A 26390-nucleotide genomic window follows, 5' to 3' on the forward strand; every position below is an offset into this window, starting at 1 on the left:
CACGGCCGCGCAACACTTACGCCACAGGGCGTATGGGCAGCACGCGGCCGCCGACGCCGCGCACGCGCCTCACCGGATGCCGAGCGCGCGGTCCAGCGACAGCCTGCCGCCGCCACGCCCGACCAGGTACAGCATGAGGGTGGCCCACGACAGGTGCGTCGGCCAGGCATCCGGGTACACCAGGAACTGGATGACCGCCGTCATGCCCAGCAGCGCCAACCCCGACAGCCGCGTGGCCAGGCCCAGCACGAGCAGCAGCGGGAACAGGTGCTCGGCGTACGCCGCCAGGTGCGCAGCCAGTTCGGGCGCGATGAGCGGCAGGTTGTACTCGCTGCGGAACAGCTCGTAGGCCGAGTCGTTCAGCGTGAGGAAGCCGGTGACCTTGGTGCGGCCGGAATAGAAGAAGATGGCGGCGACGGACAGGCGTGCGCCGAGGGCCAGCAGGTCGTGCGGAACCACGCGCTCGAGCGTGGCGCACAGCTGGTTCCAGCGGCCGCGCAGGCCGGTCGCGGCGGGCATGGCTCCGGCTTGGGAATCGATCCCGGCGTGGGTGGCGGTCATGGTGTCTCCGGTGCGGGTTCGGCGGCCTCCTGCGAAGCCGCGGGGGTGTCGAGTCCGGCGAGCGCGCCGGCGTTCATCAGGCGGGTCAGCATCGCGCCGAGGTCGGCCTGCGGGTCGGTCGTGGCGGCCCGTTCGGTGGCGACCGCGAGCGTGCAACCCTGCGCGCAGGCATCGAGAAAGGCGCAGTCGGCGCGCTGCGCGGATTGCCATTGCACGGCAAGCTGCGCGCGGGTGAGCAGGGCGCCTTCGGGGCGCCAGTCGAAGTCGCCATCGTCGGCGTCATCGTCCGGCATGGCGCGGTTGCGCGACCAGATGGTGAAGATGGGCGCGTCGTCGAACCAGGCCCAGCGCGCGGCGGGATGCGGCGTCAGGCAGCAGGCGGCCAGGTGTTCGGGCGAGAGGCGGGCGAGTTGCGCGGGCCGCAGCACCGGCGCGTCGGCGGCGGCATGGCTTTCGGTCCAGAAGCGGTCGAGCCGCGCCACGTCGGGCAGGTAGGGCAGGTCGGCCGCCGGGGCGAACTCGCGCAGGAAGCCGATGAACGCCTGGCCGTAGTCGAGCATGCGCCCGTCGCGGGGTGGGTGTTGCCTTGCGTGGATGGCGGCGGCCGAGCGGAACCAGTCGCGGCCCACCAGGCGCACGATGCTCGGGTAGTTGGCTTCGAGCGTGTCGATGCCGGCCTTCAGCACGGTATTGCGGTAGACGGCAAGGGCCGCCTGCGCGTCCCAGGGCGAAGGGGCCTGCGGATCCTGCAGCGCCTCGGCAAAGGACTGTTGGAATGCGCCGAGGGCGGTTGCGGTGGTCATGCGGGCATCTCCTCGAGCGACGGCGTCTGCGCGAGCAGGTGGGCGGCGGTGTCGCGCTCGGCCAGCAGTTCGTCGAAGGCGGGGACGTTGCCGTCGCGCTCGATCAACGTCGGGCGCGGCCCGATGCGCTCGACCAGGCGCGCGTACAACGCCCACACCTGCGGCGCCACCGGCGCGTCGTGCGAATCGACGAGCAGCGCCTTGCCGAGTGACGGATCGTGCGAATGGCCGGCCAGGTGGATTTCCATGATGGCGTCGGCCGGTACGCGGTCGAGGTAGGCGCCGGCGTCGAAGCCCAGGTTGTTGGCGGATACATGGACGTTGTTGACGTCCATGAGCAGGCCGCAGCCGGTGCGGCGGACCAGGTCGCTCAGGAAGTCGACCTCGTCCCAGTCGTTGCCGTCGAGTCGCAGGTAGTGCGACGGGTTCTCGATGGCGATGCGGCGCCCCAGTACTTCCTGGGTATGCGCGATGCGCGCCGCGATATGTACGAGCGCCGCCGAGCTGCGCGGAAACGGCAGCAGGTCGGGGAAGTACTGTCCGTTCCAGGCGGACCAGGCCAGGTGCTCGGACACCAGCGCGGGCTCGATCCGGCGCGCCAGGTCCGCAAGCCGGCGCAGATGCGCCTGGTCGAGCGGGCACTGGCCGGCCAGCGACAGCGACACGCCGTGCAGCGAGACCGGATGCTCTGCCCGTACGGCCTGCAGCCAATGCAGGCGCGGGCCGCCCGCGACCAGGTAGTTCTCGGGATGTACCTCGAACCACATGCCCTCGCGCCTGCAGCCGGCGGCCGCGTCGTAGTGCTCGGGCTTGAGGCCGAGGCCGGCGAGGAGACGGGAACTGGTCATGGTGCGGCTGCCTTTTTCGCGGTGCGGTCGATCAGGACTTGATCGGCGACAGCGAGCCCATGCCCTTGGGCGTCTTCATGGTGGCGCAGGTGCCGGCGGGAACGAACTTCCAGGCGTTGCCCTGGTAGTCCATCTTGGAAGTGCCGGCGCAGGTGGTGCCGGGGCCGGCGGCGCAGTCGTTCTTGCCGGCCATGGCGACGCCGTAGCATTTTTCCTTGGCGGCGTTGTCCATCTTGTCCGCCATGGGCTTGTCGGCCGCGGCGGCGGCGCCGGCAACGAGTGCGCTCAGGGCAATGGCGGTCAGGGCGAAGGGACGGGTAGACATGGATAGTTCTCCTTGAGGTTGGCTGTGAAGGTCACAAAGGCGACCGGCGATTCGCGGTCGATGGCTAGTTCGGCTCGTTTTCCGGCGCGGTTACACCACGCGGCACAATCGAGCCGAGTTTTTTTTGCGCGCCGGGCGTAACCGAACCGATTCATGGAACGAACAGAAGCAGGGAAGCAGACGCAACCGAGTGACGCCGAGGCGGCGCTTCGCGTGTTGTTCCTGCGCGGGCAGGGCGGCGACGCGGCGGCCTACGAGGCGTTCCTGCGGCAACTGAGCCGGCACCTGCGTTCCTACCTGGCCCGCCGGCTGTTCGGCTGGCCCGACGACGTGGAAGATCTCGTACAGGAATGCCTTCTGGCCATGCACAACCAGCGCCACACCTATGACAGCGACCAGCCCCTGACGGCCTGGGTGCATGCCATTGCCCGCTACAAGATGATCGATCTGCTGCGCGCCAAGTCCGTACGCGAATCCCTGCACGACCCGCTGGACGACGCGCAGGAGCTGTTTGCCGACAGCACCACCGAAGCCAGGGACGCCCAGCGCGACCTGCAATCCCTGCTCGAGACATTGCCTGAAAGGCAGCGCCTGCCGATCGTCCATACCAAGCTCGAGGGCCTGTCGGTCTCCGAGACGGCGCAGCGCATCGGCATGTCGGAATCGGCGGTCAAGGTCAACGTGCACCGCGGCCTGAAGGCGCTGGCGGCGCGCCTGCGCGGAGGCACCCCCTCATGAAGACGGACGACCTCATCTCGATGCTGGCGACCGGCGTGGAGCCGGTGCCGCGCCGCGCCGCCACGCGGCGCCTGGTCTTCGCGCTGCTGGCGGGCGTGCCGCTGGCCGCTGCCCTCATGCTGACCGAGTACGGCCCGCGCAAGGACCTGGTGCAGGCGCTGTTCTGGCCCATGCTCTGGGTCAAGGTGCTCTATCCCCTGGTGATCGCCTGCGCGGCCTTCGTGCTGGTGCAGCGGCTGTCGCGCCCGGGTGCGCGCACGGGCCTGGCCTGGATCGGCCTGGCGGCGCCGGTCCTGCTGGTGTGGGGCATGGCGGCGATGGCCTGGACGGGCGCCAGCCCGGACGAGCGCATGCCGCTGCTGATGGGCAAGACCTGGCGCAGTTGCGCCTTCAGCATCGCCTGGATCGGGCTGCCGGTGTTCGTGGCCGCGCTGGCCGCGCTGAAAGGCCTGGCGCCGACCCGGCCGGCCCTGGCCGGCGCGGCGGCCGGGGCGCTGGCCGGCGGTGCCGGCGCCGCGGTCTATGCCTTCCACTGCCCGGAGATGACCGCGCCGTTCCTGGCCGTCTGGTACCTGCTGGGCATGCTCATCCCGGTGGCCATCGGCGCCGCCGTCGGGCCGCGCCTGCTGCGCTGGTAGCGCAGGCCTCGAATCAGAAATCCTCGAGCGGCAGGCCGACGTAGTTCTCGGCCAGCGAAGTCGAGGCCGCGGTCGAATGCACCAGGTAGTCGAGCTCGGCTTCCTGGATCTTCTGGCCGAACTCGCCCGACTCCGGAAAGCGGTGCATGAGCGAGGTGAACCACCACGAGAAGCGCTCGGCCTTCCAGACGCGGCGCAGGCACAGGTCGGAATAGCGGTCGAGCGCCGAGTTGCTCTTCTCGCGGTAGAAGATTTCCAGCGCGCGCGACAGGTAGCCGACGTCGGCCGTGGCCAGGTTCAGGCCCTTGGCGCCGGTCGGCGGCACGATGTGCGCCGCGTCGCCCGCCAGCAGCAGGCGCCCGAAGCGCAGCGGCTCGGCCACGAAGCTGCGCAGCGGCGCAATGCTCTTCTCCAGCGAAGGGCCGGTCACCAGCCGCTCGCGCGCCTCGGGGTCGAGGCGGCGACCCAGTTCGGCCCAGAAGGCGTCGTCGCTCCAGTTCTCGACCTTTTCCTCCACCGGCACCTGCACGTAGTAGCGGCTGCGCGTGTGGCTGCGCATGCTGCACAGGGCGAAGCCGCGCGCCGTGTTGGCATAGATGAGCTCTTCCGACACCGGCGGCACGTCCGCCAGCACGCCGAGCCAGCCGAAGGGGTAGACCTTCTCGTAGGTATGCAGCGCCTGCGCCGGCACGCTGGCGCGGCTGACACCGTGGTAGCCGTCGCAGCCGGCGATGAAGTCGCATTCGATCTCGTGCGTGGCGCCGTCCTTGCGATAGCGCACGCGCGGGCGTTCGCCGTCGAAGTCGTGCAGGCTCACGTCCGAGGCTTCGTAGATGGTTTCGCGGCCCTCGGCGGCGCGTGCCTCCATCAGGTCGCGCGTCACCTCGGTCTGGCCGTACACCGTCACCTGCTTGCCGCCCGTCAGCCCGTGCATGTCGATGCGGTGCCGGGCACCCTTGAACAGCAACTCGATGCCGTGGTGGGGCAGGCCCTCGGCCTTGGCGCGCGCATCGACGCCGGCCTTTTCCAGCAGGTCCATCGTGACCTGCTCGAGCACGCCGGCACGAATACGGCCGAGCACGTAGTCTGCGCTCTGGCGCTCGACGATGACGTTGTCGATGCCGGCCTTGTGCAACAGCTGGCCCAGCAGCATGCCGGCCGGGCCTGCACCGATGATCGCGACTTGAGTCTTCTTCATGGGGTTGTTTTTGGGGGGTGTCCGATCCGCCGAGCGTAGGTCCGGCGCCCCGGCCGCGGAACACCCGCCATGCCGCCTGTGTGCGATGATGCGAGCGGTTGCGCGATGATCGCGCAACAGTGAAAAATTGCACGCAGCCCATGACCATCGCCAAGGCCGACTTCATCGAGGGCATCGCCAAGGGCATGGCGGTGCTCGAGAGCTTCGACACCCAGCGCCAGCGCCTGAACGCCACCCTGGCCGCCGAACGCGCCGGCATCACCCGCGCCGCCGCGCGGCGCCACCTGCTCACGCTGGCGCACCTGGGCTACCTTGAGACGGACGGCAGCTATTTCTGGATGGCGCCCAAGGTGCTGCGCTTCTCCGGAAGCTACCTGGCATCGTCGAGGCTGCCGCGCATTGCGCAGCCCACGCTCAACCGCCTGGCGGCGCAGACCGGCGAGTCGTTCTCGGTCGTCGTGCTCGACGGCGAAGAGGTGGTCATCGTGGCGCGCAGCGGCACCTATGGCGCGCCGACGCGCCTCTTGGCATACGGGCTGCACCTGGGCGCGCGGCTGCCGGCGCACGCCACTTCGACAGGGCGCGTGCTGCTGGCCGCCATGAGCGCGGCCGAACTGTCGCAGTGGCTCAAGGGGCGGACCTTGCAACGCCTGACGAACAACACCATCACGCAGGCCAAGGCGCTGCGGGCACAGATCGCGCAGGTGAGGGCGCAGGACTGGTGCGTGGCCAACGAGGAGCACGAGATCGGCGTGCAGGCCCTCGCCGTGCCACTGCGCGACATCCGCGGCCGCACCGTGGCGGCGCTGAACGTGGTGCTGTCGGGCAACATCCAACCCGACGCCGCGCTCGAGCGGGAACTGCTGCCGCCGCTGCTCGACGCCGCGCACGAACTGCGGACACTTCTTTGACGAAAAAATCGGCCTTGCTTGCAGAAACGCAAAAAATGCCGATATACTCCAAGGCTTGTTCCCCGATAGCTCAGTTGGTAGAGCGCCGGACTGTTAATCCGTAGGTCCCTGGTTCGAGCCCAGGTCGGGGAGCCACTACAAACCGTTGTGGTTCCTGAATGCCTCGCTATCAAATTGGTAGCGAGGCATTTTCATTTGGGCAACATTTGCAGTTGTTGTCTCGATCCGGGTCTCGATTCGTGCGCGGCTGACGAGGGGCGCTGCTCGATGCCGATGCGTGCTTAGGTAGCACGCGCGAACCTACTACTTCTTGTCCAGATATTTGATGATCTGGTAGCGGTTCAACTTCTTGCCGTAGACGGGACCGGCAGCGAATCCGCCGTTTGACCCGAAGGCCATGGCCATTCCGCCGCCCCCGCCTTGCAGGCTGACCACGACCGCCGCGTCGCCGTCTGCGTCTCTGATCTGCTCCGCGATTGCCGAGCGAATACGCCGGTTGCCGAAGACGTTGTCAAAGTCCTCGATGGTGGTCACGCCGATCACCTTGTAACGCCGTGGCGGGGTGCCGTTGTCCCAGATTTCGTAGCCATCAACCACTTCCTTGGTGCCGCCTTGGCCTTCAATGATTTGATCGCCACGGCCTTCATAGGCTTGGTAGTTGGTCTGCGCGCAGCCAGCAAGCGCTGCCAGCGCAGCAAACAGAAGATTTGCCTTGATTGAAAGTTTGCGCATTGTTGGTCCTCAGTATTGGCCGGTTTGATTGCAGGTGCGGTGGAAAATGTTTCCCCCGCCGCTGCTTGCAGTTGATTCGCCGCAGGTGGTCGCAGCAATCGCGTGGCGAATGCTTTCCGTGGGCGCCGCAAGGGCCCAGGTAGTTGCGATCAGGGGAGGGTTGCACTGCATGCAAGGCGCGCCATTCGCATGCACCTTGCCAATGAACTGCGCCGGCAGAGTTGGCGCACATTTCGATGACCGTTTGATCCTACCGTTGCGCCGCCTGCTGAGGCTCGACCTGGCTCCATCGACCTCGACATGTTCGAGAAGAAGGTCACAGTTCTCGACTTCTATTGCCGGCCTGGTCGGTCGCTGCGAGTGATGCGGCTCAGCAGGACTCTTTCGCAAGTCTCGCCGCCGAGCGACTCAGCTTCGGCGAGCTGGTCGACAACGACTGGGCGCTTCTGGTTGTGGTCCGCAACGGGCCAGAACCTCGTTGGCTACGCGCATGCGGGTACAGACAGCCAGTACTGACGTAGGAGGGAGTGCGGCCAAGAGCAGAACGTCAAGAACGGGTGTGCCTGTGTCGCAAACGTTTGCCAAGCAGTCGAGGGATAGCGCTCTCCGATTGTCGGTCCGTGCCCGTTGCAGGCTTTGAGGACGACTTCCAAGTCGCACCAGATGGACCGAATTGCAGGCTGGGGGGCGATTACAGACCTCGGCGCTTCTAGCGCTGGCGAATAGGATTAGCGCTTGCGCTTCTCATTCAGTCTTCGCCCCGGACATCACGACCAGTCGCTGAATGATCGGACCGCTCGATTCGAAGTTCTTGCGAAACTCCGCGGCGCTGTTGCCCATCACCCCCAGGCCGAATGCCTGGAAGCGGGCTTGCATGGCAGCGCCCTGAACGATCTCCCGCGACTCCTTTTCCAGGCGTGCCAGCACGACGTCCGGCGTCTTCGCGGGGGCCATCAGCATCACGCCGCCCACCAGATTGAACTCGGGGTCCTTGAAGCCCTGCTCTTCCATGGTCGGCACTTGCGGCAGGTCTGACATGCGGCGTTCCCCGATGACGGCCAGAGCGCGCAGTTTGCCGCTGGCAATGTGCGGCGCCAAGGTGCCCAGGGTGCCGACGCCAGCCGGAATCTGGCCGCCGACCATGTCGAGGATCATGGGCGCTTCGCCCTTGTAGCCCACATGCACCATTTCGAGCTTGCGCGATTCGCTCAAGTGGGCGCTGAGCAGGTGGCTGGCCGAGCCCACGCCGTATGAGCCGTAGTTGACCTTGCCCTTGTTCTGCGCCGCCCAGGCGACGAACTCCTTCATGTTGCGCGCCGGCACGTCCTTGTTGACCGCGAATACCAGGCTGGCCGAGCAGATCTCGGTGATGAAGGCGAAGTCGCGCCGCACGTCGTACGGCACCTTGGAGAACATGTAGGGCGCGTAGTAGATCGGCGCGGCATGCGTAAACAGCAGCGTGTAGCCGTCCGGATTGGCACGCGCCACCGCGGCAGCGCCCAGCATGCCGCCGCCGCCGGGCCGGTTGTCCACGATCACAGAAGTCTTCAGTCGCTTGCCCAGCTCCTCGGCAAATACGCGCGCCAGAACGTCGGTGGCACCCGCCGGTGGCGCCGGCAGAACCAGGGTGATGGTCTTGGACGGATAGCTGTCCTGCGCGAGCGTGGGGGCAGCGCTGATGGCGCCCAATGCAGTCAGCGCGGCGATGAAGAAGGCCTTCAGTTTCATGATGTCTCCGATGTCTCGAGTTCTTGGGGCGTGTGGCCTGACCGGCGAGCGGGCCTAGCGCGCGCAGGCCAGGTGCGCGGGCGCCGGTTCGCTGTACAGCTCCTGCACCAGGTGGGCGCGTCGCGCGCGGGTGGCGCCCTGGTTCACGTAGCCCTTGTCGGCAATCTCGTTGGCGTCCATCGAGGGGGGCTCGTCCATGAGCAGGAGGCGCGCCACCGCCAGGCTGGCATGCGTATCGGCGCCGCGCAGCCGCTCGCGCAGGGCATCCAGCACCGCCGGGTGCCTGACCAGCGCGGACGCGTCCAACTGGGCCAGCTCGGGCGCGAGCTTCTGGCACGCCGCCACGTTGGGCCAGGCCAGTGCCGCCACGTAGTCGCGGTCGTGGCCGCAGATCACCGCGTCGCCCAGCAGCGGCGCGCAGCGCTCCACCAAGGCCAGCCGGACGGCGCCGGTGCGGACCCACGTGCCGCTGACCAGCTTGAAGTCCTCGCCCACGCGGCCGTCGAAATGCAGGCCCTGGGTCGGATCGGCCGGGTCCACCAGCCGCACCGCATCGCCGAGGCGGAAGAACTGCTCCTCGTCGAAGGCGGCCTCGGTGAGGTCGGGGCGGCCGATGTATCCGCTGAAGTTGTGGGGGCCACGCACGCGGATCTCGTAGCGCGTGCTGTCTTCCAGCGGAACCAGCTTGATTTGCGTCCCGGGGGCCGGCATGCCGATGTTGGCCAGGTCATCGCTGGCCCACATGCGGTACGTGCCCACACCCGTGGTCTCGGTAGAAGCCAGGCCCGTGGCGAAGATGATGCGTTCGCCCACGGTGCTTTCGGCCACCCGCTGGATGCGCTCGGCGACATCGCGCGGCAGGCTGGCACCGCCGTAGCCGAAATTGAGCACGCGCGAGAACACGCTGCGCGCCAGCTGCGGGTCGCGCTCCAACTCGGCGGCCAGCATGGTCCAGGCCGCGGGCACGCTGGTCAGCAGCGTTGGCGACACCTCGCGCAGGTTGCGCACGGTGCGTTCGAACAGGCCCGGCAAGGGTTTGCCGTCGTCGATGTAGTGCGTGGCGCCCAGCAGCAGCGAGCGGCCCAGGTTCAGTACGCCGCCCAGCGCGTGATGCCAGGGCAGCCAGTCGAGAAACACGGGCTGCGTGCCGACGAGCACGCCGAACATGTCCAGCAGGTTGGCCGCGGTGCCCCGCAGGTTGGCGTAGCTGATCGGCACGCCCTTGGGCACGCCGGTGGAGCCGGAGGTGAAAAGCACGCGGGAGACGTGCGCCGGCTCGATGGCCCGGTGGGCCTGCAGCACGGCGGCGCGGCGCGCCGGTGGAATGCCCGCCTGCACCAGAGATTGCCAGTTGGCCTGGCCCGCGGCGGCGTTGTGCACCGCGATCACCGGCACGCCGGCGCATGCCGGCGAGGCGAGGGCACGGGCGAAGAGCAGCGCATCTTGCACGAAGACCGCCGCCGGCGGCACCAGCTCGCACACGCCGGCCAGGCGAACCAGGTCCTTGCTGAGCAGCGAATAGGCGGGAGACACCGGCGCAAAGGGCACGCCCACGTACTCGGCGGCCAGCATCAGTTGCAGATGCTCCAGCGAGTTGGGCGACAGCGCCATCAGCGGACGGCCCGGGCCCAGCCCCATGGCCAGCAGTGCGCTACCGATGCGCTGCACCTGCTCCCACAACTGCGCCCAGGTGAGGGAGCGCCACTGGCCCTGGGCATCGCGTTCGCAAAAGGCGTTGACATGCGGTTGCCGCGCGGCCCACTGGGGAACGTAGCCTGCAAAGCCGATGTGCTCGGGCACAGGAGGCGTGACCACGTTACGCAGGATGAGCGTGCCGTCGGCACGCCGCTCGCATTCGGCCTGTCGCTTCGGAAACGGGGTTTCCCGATAGCGGCAGGCCTTGTCGTGTGGTGGGGGCGCCGGGTGCATCGCAAGTGTCTCCAGGTCAGCTTTCATATTGAGGCGAATGATCGGATCGCGCTGGTGACACATCTCCACCCAGACCGGGGGGTGGTGTTTTCCCCTTTCGCGCCTACAACCAACCCCAGTCGGGCCTCGGCGCGCCATCCTGCCTCGCCGTTGGACCCGCCTTCTCCCGACACCCAGGCCTTCATCAAGACGACATGCCCTACATCGCCCCCATCAAAGACATGCTGTTCGACATCGAGCACCTTGCCCGCATCGACGACATTGCCTGCCAGCCCGACTTTGCCCACGCCGGCCTGGATACCGCCGAAGCGGTGCTGAGGGAATGCGCCCGGTTCAATGAAGACGTGGTCGCGCCCCTGAATGCGCTTGGCGATCGCGAACCCTCCTCCTTCGAGGACGGCGCAGTCACCGCCACTGCGGGCTTCAGGCAAGCCTACGCCCAATACGTGTCAGGCGGCTGGCAGGGCCTGCAGCAGCCCGTCGAACGCGGCGGCCAGGGCCTGCCCAAGACCATCGGCGCGGCCTGCCGCGAGATGCTCAACTCCGCCAACATGAGCTTCGCCCTGTGCCCACTACTGTCGGACGGCGCCACCGAAGCCCTGCTGATGGCCGGCAGCGAAGAACTCAAGGCCGTCTACCTCGACAAGCTGGTCAGCGGCGAGTGGTCCGGCACCATGAATCTGACCGAGCCGCAGGCAGGCAGCGACCTGGCCCTGGTGCGCAGCCGCGCCGAGCCCCAGCCGGGCGGCACCTACAAGATCTTCGGCACCAAGATCTTCATTACCTGGGGCGAGCACGACATGGCCGAGAACATCGTGCACCTGGTGCTGGCCCGCCTCGCCGGCGCACCGGAAGGCGTGAAGGGCATCAGCCTGTTCATCGTGCCCAAGTTCCTGGTCGACGCCGACGGCTCGCTGGGCGCGCGCAACGACGTGCGCTGCGTCAGCATCGAGCACAAGCTGGGCATCAAGGCATCGCCCACCTGCGTGCTGCAGTACGGCGACGGCATGGCGGGCAGCATTGCAGACAGGGACGGCGCGGGACCCGGCGCCGTGGGCTACCTTGTCGGCGAGGAGAACCGCGGCCTGGAGTACATGTTCATCATGATGAACTCGGCCCGCTACGCCGTCGGCATGCAGGGCGTGGCCGTGGCCGAACGCGCCTACCAGCAGGCGCTGGCCTATGCGAAGGAACGCGTGCAAAGCCGGCCCGTGGATGGCTCGCTCCCCTCGAGCGTGCCCATCATTCACCACCCCGACGTGCGGCGCATGCTCATGACCATGCGCGCCCAGGTGGAGGGCTGTCGCGCCATGGGTATTGCGGCAGCCGCCGCCTACGACACGGCACACCACCACCCCGATGCGAAAGCGCGCGAAGACAACCAGGCCTTCTACGAATTCCTGGTGCCGCTGGTGAAGGGCTACGCCACGGAAATGAGCCTGGAGGTGTGCTCGCTGGGCGTTCAGGTGCACGGCGGCATGGGCTTCATCGAGGAAACCGGCGCGGCGCAGTACCTGCGCGACGCGAAGATCCTCAGCATCTACGAAGGCACCACCGCCGTCCAGGCCAACGACCTGGTGGGTCGCAAGACAGTGCGCGACGGCGGGGCCGCAGCCAGGGCCATCGCCGCGCAGGTGGCGCGCACCGAATCCGAACTCATGGAAAGCGGCACCGCAGACGCTGCGTCCGTTGCACGCCACCTCGGCGCCGCGCGCGAGGCCTTCGTGCGCATCGTCGACTTCATGGCGAGCGAGGCAAAGGCGTCGCCCCACGCAGCCTACGCCGGCAGCGTGCCCTACCTGATGGCCGGCGGCATGCTGGTGACCGGCTGGCAGTTGGCGCGATCGCTGCTGGTGGCGCAGCGGCTGGTCGAACAGGGCCGAGACCTGCCCTTCATGAAGGCCAAGGTCGCCACCGGCCGCTTCTTTGCCGAACACATCCTCAATCGCGCGCCGGCCATTGCGCAGAGCGTGACCGAAGGGGCGCACAGCGTGCTGATGGTGGCGGCGCAGGACTACTAGGGCTCCCGGTCTCCGTACAAGCCCGCCCCCCCTGCGCGGGGGGCGATCGCGCACCTGCGCCGCCCTACCTTAGCCGGCGCCGGATGCACCTGGTAACAGGGCGCCCGGCGTTCCCTGGTTCTCAACACACACCCTCCATGAACAACAGAACAATCATCGCGGCAGCGGCGCTGGCCGCGTCCGGCGTTGCATCCGCGCAATCCTCGGTCACGGTATTCGGCGTGGTCGACGCTGGCGTCAGCCACTACCAGACCACCAGCAAGTTCGACAGCAAGGGCGTGCCGCAAACCGTGGCGCGGCCGGACCTGAAGCAGTCGCAACTGGCCTTGTCCAACAGCGGCAATGCCTCTACCCGCATCGGCTTTCGCGGCCAGGAGGACCTGGGCGGTGGGCTGGCCGCGGGCTTCTGGCTGGAGGCGTCGCTGTGGAACGACGTGGGCGTGGTGGGCCGCTCGCCGCTGTTCTTCGATCGCCGCTCCACGCTGAGCCTGGTGAGCCGCTGGGGCGAACTGCGCCTGGGCCGCGACTACAACCCCACGTTCTGGAACGACGCGATCTTCGATCCCTTCGGCGTGGTGGGCGTGGGCACCAGCCTGATCGCGCAGACGCTGGGCAGCACGCTGCCGACGCTCGCGCTCAACCGCGGCAACTATGCGCGCAAGTCCAACTCGGTGGGCTACTTCCTGCCGGCCAGCCTGGGCGGCTTCTACGGCCAGGCCATGTATGCCTTCAGCGAGAACATCGATTCGGCGGCGATCCTCAACGACCCGAGCGCATCGAACAACGCGCGCACCGGCGACTACGTGGGCGCCCGCGTGGGCTATGCGAACGGCCCGCTGGACGTGGCGCTGGCCTACGGCCACAGCACCATTGCCGACAACTACGTCTTCGGCTCGACGACCAAGGTGAAGACCACCAACCTGGGCACGTCGTACGACTTCGGCGTCGTCAAACTGTACGGCGAATATTCGATGGTCGACGTGCGCACCGACTTCGCCAACCAAGCCGCCTTCCCGTTCACCGCGGCGCTGACGCCGCCGCTGGACGTGGACACGCACAACTTCCTGGTGGGCCTGTCAGTGCCGGTGGGACCGGGCGTCATCAAGGCGTCGTACTCGCGGGTGAAGGGCGAGTTCTACAGCTTCACCGCCAGCGGCCACACGCCGCTTCTGTCGGACGATCCGCAGGCCGACAAGCTGGCGGTGGGCTACGTGCACAACCTCTCGCGGCGCACGGCCCTGTACGCGACGGCGGCGTGGATGAAGAACAAGAATGGCGCGGGCGTGCCGGTGGCCAATGTGTCGTCCACCGACGTGCAGCCCGGCTACACCAACACGGCGAACTCCTCGGCGGCGGGCTACCGCGCGGATCGCGGCACGGGCTACGACCTGGGCATTCGCCACGCCTTCTAAAGGCTGGCCGGGGCCGCCGCCGAGGCGGCCCCGCATGCCGCTGTCGCACCTTCAGTCGAACACGATCACGCCGCGGGCATTGCGCCCGTTGGCGAGGTCTTCGAAGGCCTGCGGCGCATCTTCGATGCGGTAGCGCTGGGTAATCAGTTCGTCCAGCTTCAGCTTGCCGGCCTGGTAGAGCCCCAGCAGCCGCGGGAAGTCGTGGCGCGGGCGGGTGGAGCCGTAGTAGCTGCCCTTGAGCGTCTTTTCTTCCAGCGCGAAGCTCGCCGTCTTGAGCGTGGTGATGTTCGCCGGGCCGGCCAGGCCCACCACCACCGCCGTGCCGCCCTTGCGCAGGCAGCCATAGGCCTGCGCCACGATCTCGCCATGGCCCACGCACTCGAAGGCATAGTCGGCGCCGCCGCCGGTGAGCTTGCGCAGTTCCTTCACTACGTTCTCGCTCTTCGATGCATCCAGCACGTGGGTGGCGCCGAAGGTTTTGGCCAAGTCCAGCTTCAATGCCAGCATGTCCACTGCCACGATCATGGTCGCGCCCGCGTTCTGGCAGCCCTGGATGGTCGACAGACCCACGCCGCCAGCGCCGAACACCACGCAGATCGAACCCGGTTCGACCTTGGCCGTATTGCAGGCCGCGCCCCAGCCGGTCATCACGCCGCAGCCGATGAGCGCGCAGCGGTCCAGCGGCACGCCGGGCGCCACCTTGATGACGTTGTTCCTGTGCAGCGTGGCGTATTCGGCCATCACACCGCAGCCGCCCATGGCGTTCAGCGGCTTGCCGTCCTTGTCGAAGGTGCGCGGCTGGCCTCCGGGCAGGGTGTAGGGCGTGGTGTTGCCCATGTCGCACAGGTTGGGCTTGCCGCTGGCGCAGTAGCGGCAGGCGCCGCAGCTGTTGACGAAGCAGCTGATGACGGTGTCACCCACCTTCAGCTCGGTCACGCTCTCACCCACCTGGCAGACGACGCCGGCGCCCTCATGGCCGAGGATCACCGGTGCGGGCAGCGGCAGCGTGCCGTTGGTCACCGACAAGTCGCTGTGGCAGACGCCGCAGGCGCCCAACTTGATCATCACCTCGTGCGGGCCGGGGGCCTGCACCACGATGTCTTCCACCTGCACGGTGGTGCCGTCGGCACGGTAGACGACGGCTTTCGATTTCATGTCCATGGGAAGTTCCTACTCACGATTGATGCAAGGCACGGTTCAGCCCACGAAGGTCTGCACCGCGGTGTATTCCAGCAGCCCCTCGACGCCGTTCTCCACGCCCAGGCCCGATTGCTTGCGCCCGGCGAAGGGCACCTGCGGGTCCAGCAGGTGCACGCTGTTGATCCACACGGTGCCGGTCTCCAGGCGCGCGGCCACGGCGCGCGCGGCATCCGGGTCGCTGCTCCACACCGAGGCGCCCAGGCCGTATTCGCTGGCGTTGGCGCGCTGCACCGCCTCGTCCACGCTCGAATAGCGCAGGAGCGGCACGACGGGGCCGAAGGGCTCTTCCTGCACGATGCGCGAATCCTCCGGTGGGTTGTCCACCACCGTAGGCGCGATGAAGTAGCCCGGGCCCGCGGGCACATCGCCGCCGACCAGGAAGCGCTGGCCGCTGGCGCGGCAATCCTCGATGAGCGCCTTGACGCGCTCGTACTGCGGACGGTTCTGCACGGGGCCGATCATTACGCCTTCGCGCGTGCCCGGGCCCATCTTGGCGGCCTTGGCCGCTTCGGCGAAGGCGGCGGCAAAGCCGTCGTAGATCGATTCGTGCACGTAGATGCGCTTGGCCGCGATGCAGACCTGGCCCGAATTGAGGAAGGCGCCCATGAACAGCTTGCGCGCCGTCTTCACCGGGTCGGCATCGGGCAGCACGATGGCCGCGTCGTTGCCGCCCAGCTCCAGCGTCAGGTGCTTGAGCGTGGGCGCGGCCGACGCCATGACGCGGCGGCCGGTGGCGGTGGAGCCGGTGAAGCCCACCTTGGCAATGCCCGGATGCGCGGTGAGCATGGGCCCCAGCGCATCGCCGCCGGCGAGCACGTTGAGCACGCCCGCGGGAAATAGGTCGGCCGCCAGTTCGCCCAGGCGCAGCGTGGCCAGCGGCGTGAAGGGCGAGGGCTTGAGGATGAGAGTGTTGCCCGCCAGCAGGGCCGGCCCCAGCTTCATGGCGGCCAGGGTGAGCGGAAAGTTCCACGGCGCAATGGCCGCCACCACCCCCAGCGGCACGCGTCGCGTGGCCCAGCGCACGCCCTGTACATCGGTGCGCTCGCTCTGCGGCAGGGCTAGTTGCGCCGTGCCGCGCAACCAGTGCACGGCGGTCATCACCTCGGCCTTGGCCATGGGCAGCGGCCGGCCCTGCTCGCGCGTGATCAGCAGCGCCAGCTCGTCGGCGTGCGCCTTGATGCGCGCGGCCAGAGCCACCAGGCTTTCGGCGCGCTGCGCAAAGGGCATGTCGCGCCAAGCCGGGAAGGCCGCTCGGGCCGCCTGTACGGTGGCGTCCAGCAGCTCGGCGGTGCACTCGGGCACCCGGGCAATTTCCTCTTCGGTGGCCGGGTCAAGCACAGGCAGGGTGGCCGGCAGGTCCAGCAACTGGCCATTGGAAAGCAGGCGAAAGGCGTGGGTCATGCGCAAGAAATCCGAGAGAACAAGAGGGCGTCAGTGAACCGCAAGGCCGCGCGCAGGCATCCACCCGAGCCGGGGGGTAGGGCCCGCCCGAGGGGCGCCGACGTGGGTGGCGCTGCCACCCACACCGGGTGGTGATCGGCCGGGCGCCAGCTCGAAGAATCAATGCATTCGACTGGCACGGGTGCGCGCAATGTGCAACCTCGCTGCCGGACCCATCAGGAGACTGCTTTGGACATTCAACGCAACGTGTTCCGCGAGGACCACGAAATGCTGCGCGAGACGGCGCGGCGCTTCTTCGAGCGCGAATGCCTGCCGCGCCAGGCGCAATGGGACGCGGACGGCCGCACCGACCGCGAGACCTGGTTGAAGGCTGGCCGCGAGGGCCTGCTGTGCGTGACCGTGCCCGAGGAGTACGGCGGCGGCGGCGGCGACTTCGGCCACTCGGCCGTGCTGGCCGAAGAGCTGCACCGCTCGGGCGTGTCGGGCTTCAGCCTCTCGGTGCATTCGGACATCACCGCGCCCTACATCGTGCGCTTCGGCTCCGAGGAGCAGAAGAAGCGCTGGCTGCCCAAGATCTGCCGCGGCGAGACCATCATGGCCATCGCCATGACCGAGCCGGGCACCGGCAGCGACCTGAAATCGGTGCGCACCACGGCGGTACGCGACGGCAACGAATGGGTCATCAACGGCAGCAAGACCTTCATCAGCAACGGCCTGAACTGCGACATGGTGCTGGTGGCCTGCAAGACCGACCCGTCCGCCGGTGCCAAGGGCGTGAGCCTGATCATGGTCGAGACCGACCGTGCGGGCTTCCGTCGCGGCCGAAAGCTGGAAAAGGTGGGCCAGCCGGCCGCCGACACCACCGAGATGTTCTTCGACAACGTCCGTGTGCCGGCCGACAACCTGCTGGGTGAGGAGAACAAGGGCTTTGCCTACCTGATGCAGGAGCTGGCGCAGGAGCGGCTGATCATTGCTGTGTACTGCACCGCCAAGCTCGAGCGCCTCCTGGAGCAGACCATCGAGTACGTGAAGGAGCGCAAGGTGTTCGGCCAGACCGTGTGGGACTTCCAGAACACCAAGTTCAAGCTGGCCGACATCAAGGTTCAGGCGGTGGCCGCGCGCACGTTGGTGGACCACTACATCGCCGAGCACACTCGGCGCCGCATCACCGTGCAGGAGGCGGCCATTGCCAAGCTTTTCGCTACCGAAACCCTGTGGAAGTGCATCGACGACATGGTGCAGTTGCACGGCGGCTACGGCTACATGCTGGAGTACCCCATCGCCCGCGCCTTCTGCGACTACCGCATCGCGCGCGTGTTCGGCGGCACCAGCGAGGTCCAGCGCGACCTCATCTCACGCAAGCTCTGAGCGCGCGCCCACCCCATTGTCTAGAGAAGAGAGAACGAGATGACTGAAAAGGTCCTGGTTGCCGGCGTCGGCATGATCCCCTTCGCCAAGCCCGGCGCAAGCCTGAGCTACACCCAGATGGGCGCCGAAGCCGTGCGCCGGGCGTTGGAAGACGCGGGCATCGGCTACGACGCGGTGCAGGAGGCCTACGCCGGCTACGTGTACGGCGACTCCACCTGCGGCCAGACCGCGCTGTACGAAGTGGGCATGACCGGCATTCCTGTGGTCAACGTCAACAACAACTGCTCGACCGGTTCCACCGCGCTGTTCCTGGCGCGCAAGGCCATCGAGTCGGGCTCGGCCGATTGCGTGCTGGCCGTGGGCTTCGAGCAGATGCAGGGCGGCGCGCTCAAGTCGCATTGGAGCGACCGCCCGGTGACGCGCGAGCGCTTCATGCCCGTGCTGCGCGGCCTGACCAGCGACATGGGCGACATGCCGCAGGCGGTGCGCACCTTCGTGGGCGCCGGCCGCGAACACATGCAACGCTACGGCACCCGCATGGAAACCTTCGCCGCCGTGCGCGCCAAGGCCAGCCGCCATGCGGCAAACAACCCGCTGGCGCTGTTCCGCAAGGTCGTCAGCACCGAAGACGTGATGAACGACACCGTGCTCTTCCCCGGCGTCATGACGCGTCTGATGGCCTGCCCGCCCACCTGTGGCGGCGCGGCGGCGATCCTGGTGTCTGAGCGCTTTGCGAAGAAGCACGGCCTTCGCACCGACGTGCAGATCATGGCCCAGGCCATGACCACCGACCCGAAGGAATCCTTCGAGCCGCCGTCGATGCTCAGCTGGGTGGGCACGCACATGACGACCAAGGCCGCTGGCATCGTCTACGAGAAGGCCGGCGTGGGCCCCAAGGACATCGATGTGTGCGAGCTCCACGACTGCTTCGCGCAGAACGAAGTCATCAGCTACGAGTCGCTGGGCTTCTGCCCCGAGGGCGGCGCCGAGAAGTTCGTGGCCGATGGGGACAACACGTATGGCGGCCAGGTGGTGGTCAACCCGTCGGGCGGCCTGCTGTCCAAGGGCCACCCGCTGGGCGCGACCGGCCTGGCGCAGTGCTACGAGCTCACGCATCAGCTGCGCGGCAGCGCCGAGCAGCGCCAGGTGCCGGGTGCGCGCCTGGCACTGGCCCACAACGTCGGCCTGGGCGGCGCGTGCGTGGTCACGCTGTACGGACAGAACTGACGCGGCGCGAAGGAACAAGCAGAAGAACGATACGGCTGGAGCGAGACAAGCCATGAACATCCGTCCGACGCCCGAGCAGGCGGCCTTTCGCGAGGAGGTGCGTGCCTTCATCCGCGAGCGCTTGCCAGCGGAGATCCGCGAGCGCCTGCACCGTGGCCATGCGCCGCGCAAGCAGGACACCGTGGCGTGGCAACGCATGCTGCACGAGCGCGGATGGGCCGCGCCGCACTGGCCCAGGGAGTTCGGCGGCGCCGGCCTGGGCATTGCCGAGCGGCTGATCCTGCTGGAAGAGCTGCAGCGCGGCTGCGCGCCGGTGCCGTTGGCCTTCAACGTGACCATGCTGGGCACGGTGCTGCTGCGCTACGGCACGCAGGCGCAGAAGGAATTCTTCCTGCCCCGCCTGGCCAGCCTGGACCTGTGGTTCTGCCAGGGCTTTTCCGAGCCCGGCGCGGGTTCCGACCTCGCATCACTCAAGACGCGCGCGGTTCGCGATGGCGATCACTACATCGTCGACGGCCAGAAGATCTGGACCACCATGGCGCACGAGGCCGACTGGATCTTTGCGCTGGTGCGTACCGAGCAGGCAGCGCGCAAGCAGGACGGCATTTCCTTCCTGCTGATCGACATGAAGAGCCCGGGCGTGACGGTGCGCCCCATCATCTCCATCGACGGACAGCATCACCTCAACGAAGTGTTCTTCGACGGCGTTCGCGTGCCGGTGGCCAATCTGGTGGGCGAAGAGGGTCGCGGCTGGGACTGCGCCAAGTATCTGCTGGCCAGCGAGCGCACCGGCATCGCCAGCATCGGCCTGTGCTGGGAACGCCTCGCCTATGCGCAAGAGCTTGCCGCCTTGGTGCGGCAGGGCGCCGGCACGCTGGCACAGGACGCGAAGCTTGGCGCCGAGATGGTCATGCTGGGCGCCGAGATCCGCGCGCTGGAAGTGACCAACTGGCGTTTCCTGCTCGATGCGGAAATCGCCAGGCGCAACCCCGGCTTCGCGTCGGTGCTCAAGCTCAAGGGAACTGAGCTGCTGCAGTCGCTCAGTTCGCTGATCGCGCGCTTGGCCGGGCCGGATGGCCTGGAGCGGCGCGATGCCGAAGGGCCCGATGCGCGACATCCGCTCGCCGCCAGTGCCGCGCGCTATTTCTTCTATCGCGCTACCTCGATCTATGGGGGCTCCAGCGAAGTGCAGCGCGACATTCTTTCCAAGACGCTGCTGGGGTAGACCGTGGACTTCGAACTTTCAGACGATCAGCAGCAACTGGCGCAGAGCCTGGATCGCGTGCTGCGCGAGCATGGCGGCTTCGAGAAGCGCCGCGTGGTCGCGGCAACGCAAGCCGGCTGGAGCGAGACGCTGTGGGGCCACCTGGCCGAGCTGGGCGTGACGGCCCTTGGCATTTCCGAAGCGCATGGCGGGCTGGGCGGCGGCGCCGTGGATCGGCTGGCGGTGCTGCAGGCCTTTGGCGCGGTGCAATTGCTCGAACCCTACCTGGCCTCCTGCGTACTGGGTGCGACCGCGGTGCAGGCTGCCGGCAGCATCGCGCAGCAGCAAGCGCTGTTGCCGGCGGTGGCCGAAGGCCGCATGCGGCTGGCGTGGGCCCATGAAGAGGCCGCAACCCGGCATGCGCCGCTGTGGGTGCAGATGAGTGCCCGGCGCGAAGACAGCGGCTGGCGCCTGACGGGTGCCAAGTCGCTGGTGCTGGGGGCCGCCGCGGCGACGCAATGGGTGGTGAGCGCGCGCATCGAAGGCGAGGCGGATTCGCCGCAGGGCCTGGGGCTGTTCCTGGTGCAGCCGGGTGCGGCCGGTGCGCGCTTGCGCGCCTACCGGCTGGTGGACGACACGGCTGCCGGCGAACTCATTCTCGACGACGTCCAGGCCGAGGCATTGGGCAACGTCGCCGACGGCGCCTGCGCCGCCGCGGCCATCCGCGCGGTGCAGGCGGCCGGCACCGCCGCGGCCTGCGCCGACATGGTGGGCGCCATGGAAAGCGCGTTTGCGCTGACCACGGCCTACATCAACACGCGCAAGCAGTTCGGCCGCGCCATCGGCGACTACCAGGCGGTGCGCCACCGCAGCGCCGACATGGCCGTCGCGCTGGAGATGGCGCGCAGCATGGCCGTCGCGGCTGCCAGTGTCGCGGACGATCCGGACGCGCCCGGCGCGGCAATCGAGCTGGCGCGGGCCAAGCTGGTCGTGGGCCGCCATGCGCGCGCGCTGTGCGAAGCGGCCATCCAGTCGCACGGTGGCATCGGCATGACCGAGGAGTACGCCGTGGGCCACTGCCTGCGCCGCGTGCATGTGCAGGACCACCTCTTCGGCGATGTGGATGCGCAGGCCGCCCGGCTGATCGGGCTGTCGCGCACCAACAAACGAACGAACCCAACTTCCCAGGAGACAAAGACTTGAACACCCTTCGCACTCTCCGCGCCATCGGCGCGGCCCTCGGCCTGGTGGCCGCTGTGGCCTGCCTGCAGGCGCCCGCTGCCGCACAGCAAAGCTATCCGGCGCACCCCGTGCGCTTCATCGTGCCGCTGGGCCCGGGCAGCGGCTCGGACACCGTCACGCGGCTGGCAGCCAAGCTGGCGGCCACCGAGCTCGGCCAGCCCACCTTCGTGGAGAACAAGCCGGGCGGCGACGCGATCCTGGCCGTGCAGAGCCTGCTGGCCGCGCCGGCCGACGGCTACAACGTGCTGATGCTCTCGCCCTCTTCGATGGTGATCAACCCGCTCATCAACGACAGCCTGCCGTACGACGCGCAGCGCGACCTGCGTCCGCTGGCCACCGCGCTGCGCAGCGCGGCCGTGCTGGTGACCGGCGCCAACTCGCCCTACAAGACCTACGCCGAGGCCATTGCCGCAGCGCGCGGCAAACCCGGGACGGTGAGCATGGCCAGCTACAGCCACCACTACCGAATCGGTGCGCTGATGCTGCAGCAGGCGGCGGGTGTGAAGTTCAACTACATCCCCTACAAGACGCCGGGCCAAGTGCAGACCGACCTGATGGGCGGCCAGGTGGACCTGGCCCTGCTGGACGTTGGCGGCGCGATGCCGCTCATCACCTCCGGCAAGGTGCGTGCGCTGGCGGTGACCGGAAAGGAGCGCCACCCGCAGCTGGCCGCCGTGCCCACCCTGCGCGAAAGTGGCCTTCCCAACTACGACCTGTACGTGTGGATCGGCTTCGGCGTGGCCGCCAAGACGCCCGAGCCGGTGGCCAAGACGCTGGAAGCCGCGCTGCTCAAGGCGATGGCGCAGCCTGAGTTCCGCAACTACGTGACGCAGAACGCCGGTGCCGAGGCCTTCACCGTGGGCAGCAAGGAGTTCAGCGCGCTGATTGCATCCGAGCGCACGCGCTACCAGCAACTGGCCAAGCAGGTGGACATCTCGGGGCGCTGATCGTGCGCCCCTTTCTTAAGGAGTAAGTAAGCCATGAACCCGATCTGCAAGGACCGCGTGGTCGTCATCACCGGTGCCGGCCGAGGCCTGGGGCGCGAATATGCGCTGGAGTTCGCCCGTCAGGGCGCCAAGGTAGTGGTCAACGATTTTGGCGGCCGTGGCGACGGCGTGGGCAGCGGCACCAGTGGCCCGGCGAACGAAGTTGTGGAAGAGATCAGGGCCCTGGGTGGCCAGGCCGTGGCCAATTCAGACGACGTGGCTGACTGGCAAGGCGCCCAGCGCCTGGTCGACACCGCCATCGAGGCCTTCGGCGCCCTGGACGTTTTGGTCAACAACGCCGGCATCCTGCGCGACCGCACCCTGGTCAACATGGAGGAGGAAGACTGGGATTCGGTGATCCGCGTGCACATGCGCGGCACCTTCGCGCCTTCTCGCCACGCCGCCGCTTACTGGCGCGCCGAATCGAAGGCTGGGCGCCAGCGCGACGCGCGCATCATCAACACCAGCTCGTCCTCTGGCCTGTACTGCAACGCGGGCCAGTCCAACTACGGCGCCGCCAAGGCGGGCATCGCCGCGATGTCGGTGATTGCCGCGCGCGAGCTCGACCGCTACGGCGTCACCGTCAACGCCATCTATCCGACGGCGGCCAGCCGCCTGACCGACGACATCTTCGCCACCGGCAAGTGGGCCGCCATGCGGGCCGAGTCGCTGGCCAAGGGCTTCGATCCGCTGGCGCCCGACAACGTGGCACCACTGGTGGCGTGGCTGGGCAGCGCCGAATCGGCCGAGATCACCGGCCGCGTGTTCGGCGCGCGCGGCGGCCGCATCACGGTGGCCGAGGGCTGGCATGCCGGCCCCCGAATCGAGAAGGAAGGCCGCTGGAGCGCGCAGGAGCTGGGCGCGCTGATTCCCGACCTGGTGAAGCAGGCCGCGCCCAACGCGCTGACCACCGGCGAGATTCCCCCGAAATGACTGGAGTGAAGAAGCCATGAGCCAATTGCTCGAAGCGTTCCGGTTGGCGCAACTGCCGGCTGAGGCGGAAGCCTTTCGCGCCGAGGTGCGCGAATTCCTGGCCGCCAACCTGCCGGCCGCCGCGCCCGCGCAGCGCGCCCGCACCTGGATGGGTTCTGACGCAGACTTCAGCCGCCGCCTGGCCGCGCGCGGCTGGGTGGGCCTCACGCTGCCCGCGCAGTGGGGTGGGGCCGGGCTGGATGCCTACCGCCGCTTCGTGCTGGTGGAGGAAATGCTCGCTGCCGGCGCACCGGTGGCGGCGCACTGGATCGCCGACCGCCAGAGCGGCCCGCTGATCGCCAAGTTCGGCAGCAGCACGCAGAAGGACTTCTTCCTGCCGCGCATCTGCCGCGGCGAGGCCTTCTTCTGCATCGGCATGAGCGAGCCCAATGCCGGCTCCGACCTAGCCAGCGTGCGCACCCGCGCCACGCGCTGCGAAGGCGGGTGGCGCCTGTCGGGCCGCAAGATCTGGACGACCAACGCGCACCGCTCGCACTACATGATCGCGCTGGTGCGTACCTCGGGCGTCCCCGAAGACCGCCAGAACGGCCTGTCGCAGTTCATCGTCGACCTGAAGCTGCCCGGCGTCGAGGTGCGGCCCATCGTCGACCTGGCGGGCGATGCGCATTTTTCCGAAGTGACCTTCGACGAGGTGTTCCTGGCCGACGACACGCTGGTGGGCGAGGAGGGCAGCGGCTGGAAGCAGGTCAATGCCGAACTGGCGTTCGAGCGCAGTGGCCCCGAGCGCCTGTATTCGAGCGTGGTGCTACTGGACACCTGGATCGCGGCGCTGCGCAGCAGCGGTTGGTCGCCGGGCGAGGCGGCGCTGGTGGGCAGCTTCACCACGCAACTGGCCACGCTGCGCAACCTGTCGGTGGCCGTCACCGCCAAGCTGGCCCGTGGCGAGAGCCCGGTGGTGGAAGCTGCACTGGTCAAGGACATCGGCACCGAGTTCGAGCAGGCCATTCCGGCCATGCTCGAAGCCGCCATCGCGGCCGACCCCACGCGCCCGGTGGACCCCGAGCTGTACCGCGCCGTGGCCTACCTGAGCCAGATCGCGCCCACCTTCTCGCTGCGCGGCGGCACGCGCGAGATCCTGCGCGGCATGATCGCGCGCGGCCTGGGCCTGCGCTGAACAACAAAGCACGAGAGGAACACCCATGTTCGCAGAAGCGATTGAAAGCATCCTGGTCGACCAGTGCACGCCGGCGGCCATCCGCCAGATCGAGAACGGCGGCTCGCCGGCCGCGCTGTGGGGCGCCCTGGCCGAGTCGGGCTTCCTGGAACTGATGGCCAGCGAGGAAGCCGGGGGCGCCGGGCTCGATCTGGCGGCCATCTTCCCTATCTTCGTGGCCTTCGGTCGCCACGCCTTGCCGGTGCCGGCCGCGCAGACCATTGCAGCCCGCGCACTTCTGCACGGCGTGGCGGTGCCCGAAGGAATGATCACACTGGCCGGTTACGGCCGCCGCAACACGGTGGGCGACTTCATCGCCGCCAACCTGGCCTTCGGTGGCATGGCCGAGTTCGCGCTGGCCGACATCGACGGCCACCTGGTGCTGCTCGATACCCGCCTGGCCGAGCGCACGCCTTCGGGTGTGCACGGCAGCCTGGGCTCCACGCTGCGCTGGTCCCGGGAGGTGATCGGCCAGCCGCTGGGCGACAACGGCGCCGAGGTCGGTGTCCTCAGCGCCGCGGTGCATGCGGCCGCCATCGCCGGCGCCATGGAGCGGCTCTTCGGCATGACGCTTGCGTACTGCAACGACCGCGTGCAGTTCGGCAAGCCCATCGGCAAGTTCCAGTCGGTGCAGCACCAGCTGTCGGTCATGGCCGAGCAGGTGGCCTGTGCCGGCGTCGCCGCCGAGTTGGCCTTCACAGCAGGCTCGCGCGTGCCCACCCGGCTGGCGGCGGCCACGGCCAAGTCGCGCACCAGCATGGCGGTGCCCATCGTGGCAGCGACGGCGCATGCGCTGCATGGCGCCATCGGCGTCACCGAGGAATTCGATCTCCAGCTCTACAGCCGGCGCCTGCACGAATGGCGCATGGCCGATGGCTCGGAGCCTTACTGGAACCGCATCGTGGGCGAGACGCTGCTGTCGCAGCCCCACGGCACGGTGCTTCGCTTTGCCATGGAGGAGATCCAAGCATGAATGAGTTCCTGAAGTACGAGCAGCAGGGCGGCATCGTCACGCTGACCATGAACGACCCCGAACGCCGCAATGCGCTCACCGGTAACAACGCTGTGCCGGAGTTCCTTGCCGCCATCGACCGCATCCATGCCGACCACTCGGTGCGCGCAGTGATCCTCACCGGCTCGGGCAGCGCCTTCTCGTCGGGCGGCAACGTGCGCGACATGGGCCGCTATGCACAGATGCAGCCCATGGAACTGCGCCGCGAATACCGCCTGGGCATCCAGAAGCTGCCGCTGGCGCTGTTCAACCTCGAAGTGCCGGTGATTGCCGCGGTGAACGGCGCGGCCATCGGCGCCGGCCTGGACCTGGCCTGCATGTGCGACATCCGCATCGCGGCGCAGGAGGCGAAGTTCGCCGAGAGCTTCGTCAAGCTGGGCATCATCCCCGGCGACGGCGGTGCCTGGCTGCTGCCACGCATCATCGGCCTGTCGCGCGCCACCGAGCTCACGCTCACCGGCCAGACGATCGATGCGAAGCAGGCGCAGGAATGGAACCTGGTCTCGCGCGTGGTGCCGCAAGCGCAGCTGTTGGAAACGGCGCGCAGCGTGGCGCAGAGCATTGCCGACAACCCGGCGCATGCGGTGCGCCTGGCCAAGCGGCTGTTGCGCGAATCGTTGCACACTCGGCTGGACACGCTCCTGGAAATGTCGGCCGCCTTCCAGGTGCTGTCGCACCAGAACGCGGACCACCATGAAGCGGTGGCGGCCTTCGTCGAGAAGCGACCGCCGCAGTTCCACGGCTAGTTGCCGGGCAAGCA

24 protein-coding genes and 1 tRNA gene are annotated in these 26390 nt (G+C 68.2%); 15 read left to right on the top strand and 10 right to left on the bottom strand.

The window, feature by feature from the left end; genetic code table 11:
- Nucleotides 1-69: 69 nt before the first annotated feature.
- The 4 genes from VES41_RS20735 to VES41_RS20750 are packed head-to-tail and all read right to left on the bottom strand — an operon-like array spanning nucleotide 70 to nucleotide 2537.
- Nucleotides 70-561 (bottom strand): DoxX family protein, encoded by a 492-nt coding sequence (locus VES41_RS20735; protein WP_414719199.1) that lies wholly within the window; start codon nucleotides 559-561, stop codon nucleotides 70-72.
- A complete protein-coding gene (locus VES41_RS20740; RefSeq protein WP_324820969.1) occupies nucleotides 558-1364 on the bottom strand; it encodes a DNA-binding domain-containing protein in 807 nt (268 codons plus the stop codon). Before VES41_RS20740 ends, VES41_RS20735 begins: the two co-directional genes overlap by 4 nt.
- Complete coding sequence (locus VES41_RS20745; protein ID WP_324820971.1) at nucleotides 1361-2212, bottom strand: DUF692 domain-containing protein; 852 nt, start codon at nucleotides 2210-2212, stop codon at nucleotides 1361-1363. Before VES41_RS20745 ends, VES41_RS20740 begins: the two co-directional genes overlap by 4 nt.
- 31 nt (nucleotides 2213-2243) lie before the next feature.
- Nucleotides 2244-2537: a DUF2282 domain-containing protein gene (locus VES41_RS20750; protein ID WP_324820974.1), complete on the bottom strand. Its 294-nt coding sequence runs from the start codon at nucleotides 2535-2537 to the stop codon at nucleotides 2244-2246.
- A gap of 153 nt (nucleotides 2538-2690) precedes the next feature.
- On the opposite strand from VES41_RS20750, the gene VES41_RS20755 reads away from it, so the two are divergent.
- Nucleotides 2691-3275, top strand: a complete 585-nt coding sequence (locus VES41_RS20755) for a sigma-70 family RNA polymerase sigma factor (protein ID WP_324820976.1) — start codon at nucleotides 2691-2693, stop codon at nucleotides 3273-3275.
- Nucleotides 3272-3913 (top strand): DUF1109 domain-containing protein, encoded by a 642-nt coding sequence (locus VES41_RS20760; RefSeq protein ID WP_324820979.1) that lies wholly within the window; start codon nucleotides 3272-3274, stop codon nucleotides 3911-3913. The genes VES41_RS20755 and VES41_RS20760 overlap by 4 nt, the downstream gene beginning before the upstream one ends.
- 13 nt (nucleotides 3914-3926) lie before the next feature.
- On the opposite strand, the gene pobA is transcribed toward VES41_RS20760, so the two are convergent.
- The gene (pobA, locus tag VES41_RS20765) at nucleotides 3927-5111 is read right to left on the bottom strand and encodes a 4-hydroxybenzoate 3-monooxygenase (RefSeq protein ID WP_324820982.1); all 1185 of its coding nucleotides are present in this window, start codon (nucleotides 5109-5111) and stop codon (nucleotides 3927-3929) included.
- A gap of 140 nt (nucleotides 5112-5251) precedes the next feature.
- On the opposite strand from pobA, the gene VES41_RS20770 reads away from it, so the two are divergent.
- Together VES41_RS20770 and VES41_RS20775 are read left to right on the top strand one after the other, a co-directional pair.
- Entirely contained in the window at nucleotides 5252-6022 is a 771-nt protein-coding gene (locus VES41_RS20770) for an IclR family transcriptional regulator domain-containing protein (protein ID WP_324820985.1), read from the top strand.
- 59 nt (nucleotides 6023-6081) lie between these two features.
- A tRNA-Asn gene (locus VES41_RS20775) sits at nucleotides 6082-6157 on the top strand.
- A 168-nt stretch (nucleotides 6158-6325) separates the two neighbouring features.
- Here the strand turns inward: VES41_RS20775 and VES41_RS20780 are convergent.
- From VES41_RS20780 to VES41_RS20790, 3 genes are all read right to left on the bottom strand, one after another.
- On the bottom strand, nucleotides 6326-6754 hold the full coding sequence (locus VES41_RS20780) for a hypothetical protein (protein ID WP_324820987.1): 429 nt from the start codon (nucleotides 6752-6754) through the stop codon (nucleotides 6326-6328).
- A gap of 744 nt (nucleotides 6755-7498) precedes the next feature.
- The gene (locus VES41_RS20785; RefSeq protein ID WP_324820989.1) at nucleotides 7499-8482 is read right to left on the bottom strand and encodes a tripartite tricarboxylate transporter substrate binding protein; all 984 of its coding nucleotides are present in this window, start codon (nucleotides 8480-8482) and stop codon (nucleotides 7499-7501) included.
- 54 nt (nucleotides 8483-8536) lie between these two features.
- A complete protein-coding gene (locus VES41_RS20790; protein ID WP_324821082.1) occupies nucleotides 8537-10411 on the bottom strand; it encodes a feruloyl-CoA synthase in 1875 nt (624 codons plus the stop codon).
- A gap of 194 nt (nucleotides 10412-10605) precedes the next feature.
- On the opposite strand from VES41_RS20790, the gene VES41_RS20795 reads away from it, so the two are divergent.
- Together VES41_RS20795 and VES41_RS20800 are read left to right on the top strand one after the other, a co-directional pair.
- Nucleotides 10606-12432, top strand: coding sequence for an acyl-CoA dehydrogenase (locus VES41_RS20795; RefSeq protein ID WP_324820991.1), 1827 nt, complete (start codon nucleotides 10606-10608; stop codon nucleotides 12430-12432).
- A gap of 137 nt (nucleotides 12433-12569) precedes the next feature.
- Entirely contained in the window at nucleotides 12570-13844 is a 1275-nt protein-coding gene (locus tag VES41_RS20800) for a porin (RefSeq protein ID WP_324820993.1), read from the top strand.
- A gap of 51 nt (nucleotides 13845-13895) precedes the next feature.
- Here the strand turns inward: VES41_RS20800 and VES41_RS20805 are convergent, their stop codons facing one another.
- Complete coding sequence (locus tag VES41_RS20805) at nucleotides 13896-14999, bottom strand: Zn-dependent alcohol dehydrogenase (protein ID WP_324820995.1); 1104 nt, start codon at nucleotides 14997-14999, stop codon at nucleotides 13896-13898.
- Between the two features lie 42 nt (nucleotides 15000-15041).
- Nucleotides 15042-16445, bottom strand: coding sequence for an aldehyde dehydrogenase family protein (locus tag VES41_RS20810; protein WP_324820996.1), 1404 nt, complete (start codon nucleotides 16443-16445; stop codon nucleotides 15042-15044).
- 228 nt (nucleotides 16446-16673) lie between these two features.
- Between VES41_RS20810 and VES41_RS20815 the strand changes: the two genes are divergently transcribed.
- Genes VES41_RS20815 through VES41_RS20855 form a run of 9 tightly spaced genes read left to right on the top strand, consistent with a single transcriptional unit; the run spans nucleotide 16674 to nucleotide 26376 of the window.
- Complete coding sequence (locus VES41_RS20815; protein WP_324820998.1) at nucleotides 16674-17813, top strand: acyl-CoA dehydrogenase family protein; 1140 nt, start codon at nucleotides 16674-16676, stop codon at nucleotides 17811-17813.
- Nucleotides 17814-17852: 39 nt separating this feature from the next.
- On the top strand, nucleotides 17853-19040 hold the full coding sequence (locus tag VES41_RS20820) for a lipid-transfer protein (protein WP_324821000.1): 1188 nt from the start codon (nucleotides 17853-17855) through the stop codon (nucleotides 19038-19040).
- A gap of 52 nt (nucleotides 19041-19092) precedes the next feature.
- The gene (locus VES41_RS20825) at nucleotides 19093-20265 is read left to right on the top strand and encodes an acyl-CoA dehydrogenase family protein (RefSeq protein ID WP_324821003.1); all 1173 of its coding nucleotides are present in this window, start codon (nucleotides 19093-19095) and stop codon (nucleotides 20263-20265) included.
- A 3-nt stretch (nucleotides 20266-20268) separates the two neighbouring features.
- Nucleotides 20269-21447: an acyl-CoA dehydrogenase family protein gene (locus tag VES41_RS20830; protein WP_324821006.1), complete on the top strand. Its 1179-nt coding sequence runs from the start codon at nucleotides 20269-20271 to the stop codon at nucleotides 21445-21447.
- Nucleotides 21444-22433, top strand: a complete 990-nt coding sequence (locus tag VES41_RS20835) for a tripartite tricarboxylate transporter substrate binding protein (protein WP_324821009.1) — start codon at nucleotides 21444-21446, stop codon at nucleotides 22431-22433. Before VES41_RS20830 ends, VES41_RS20835 begins: the two co-directional genes overlap by 4 nt.
- 33 nt (nucleotides 22434-22466) lie before the next feature.
- Nucleotides 22467-23405: an SDR family oxidoreductase gene (locus VES41_RS20840; RefSeq protein WP_324821011.1), complete on the top strand. Its 939-nt coding sequence runs from the start codon at nucleotides 22467-22469 to the stop codon at nucleotides 23403-23405.
- Nucleotides 23406-23421: 16 nt separating this feature from the next.
- Nucleotides 23422-24579 carry an acyl-CoA dehydrogenase family protein gene (locus tag VES41_RS20845; protein ID WP_324821013.1) on the top strand — a complete coding sequence of 386 codons (1158 nt, stop codon included), beginning with the start codon at nucleotides 23422-23424 and terminating at the stop codon, nucleotides 24577-24579.
- A gap of 25 nt (nucleotides 24580-24604) precedes the next feature.
- Nucleotides 24605-25591 carry an acyl-CoA dehydrogenase family protein gene (locus tag VES41_RS20850; RefSeq protein WP_324821015.1) on the top strand — a complete coding sequence of 329 codons (987 nt, stop codon included), beginning with the start codon at nucleotides 24605-24607 and terminating at the stop codon, nucleotides 25589-25591.
- Nucleotides 25588-26376, top strand: a complete 789-nt coding sequence (locus VES41_RS20855) for a crotonase/enoyl-CoA hydratase family protein (protein ID WP_324821017.1) — start codon at nucleotides 25588-25590, stop codon at nucleotides 26374-26376. Before VES41_RS20850 ends, VES41_RS20855 begins: the two co-directional genes overlap by 4 nt.
- Nucleotides 26377-26390: the final 14 nt, after the last annotated feature.

The organism is Variovorax sp. (assembly GCF_035634955.1).
Lineage (GTDB): Bacteria > Pseudomonadota > Gammaproteobacteria > Burkholderiales > Burkholderiaceae_C > Variovorax.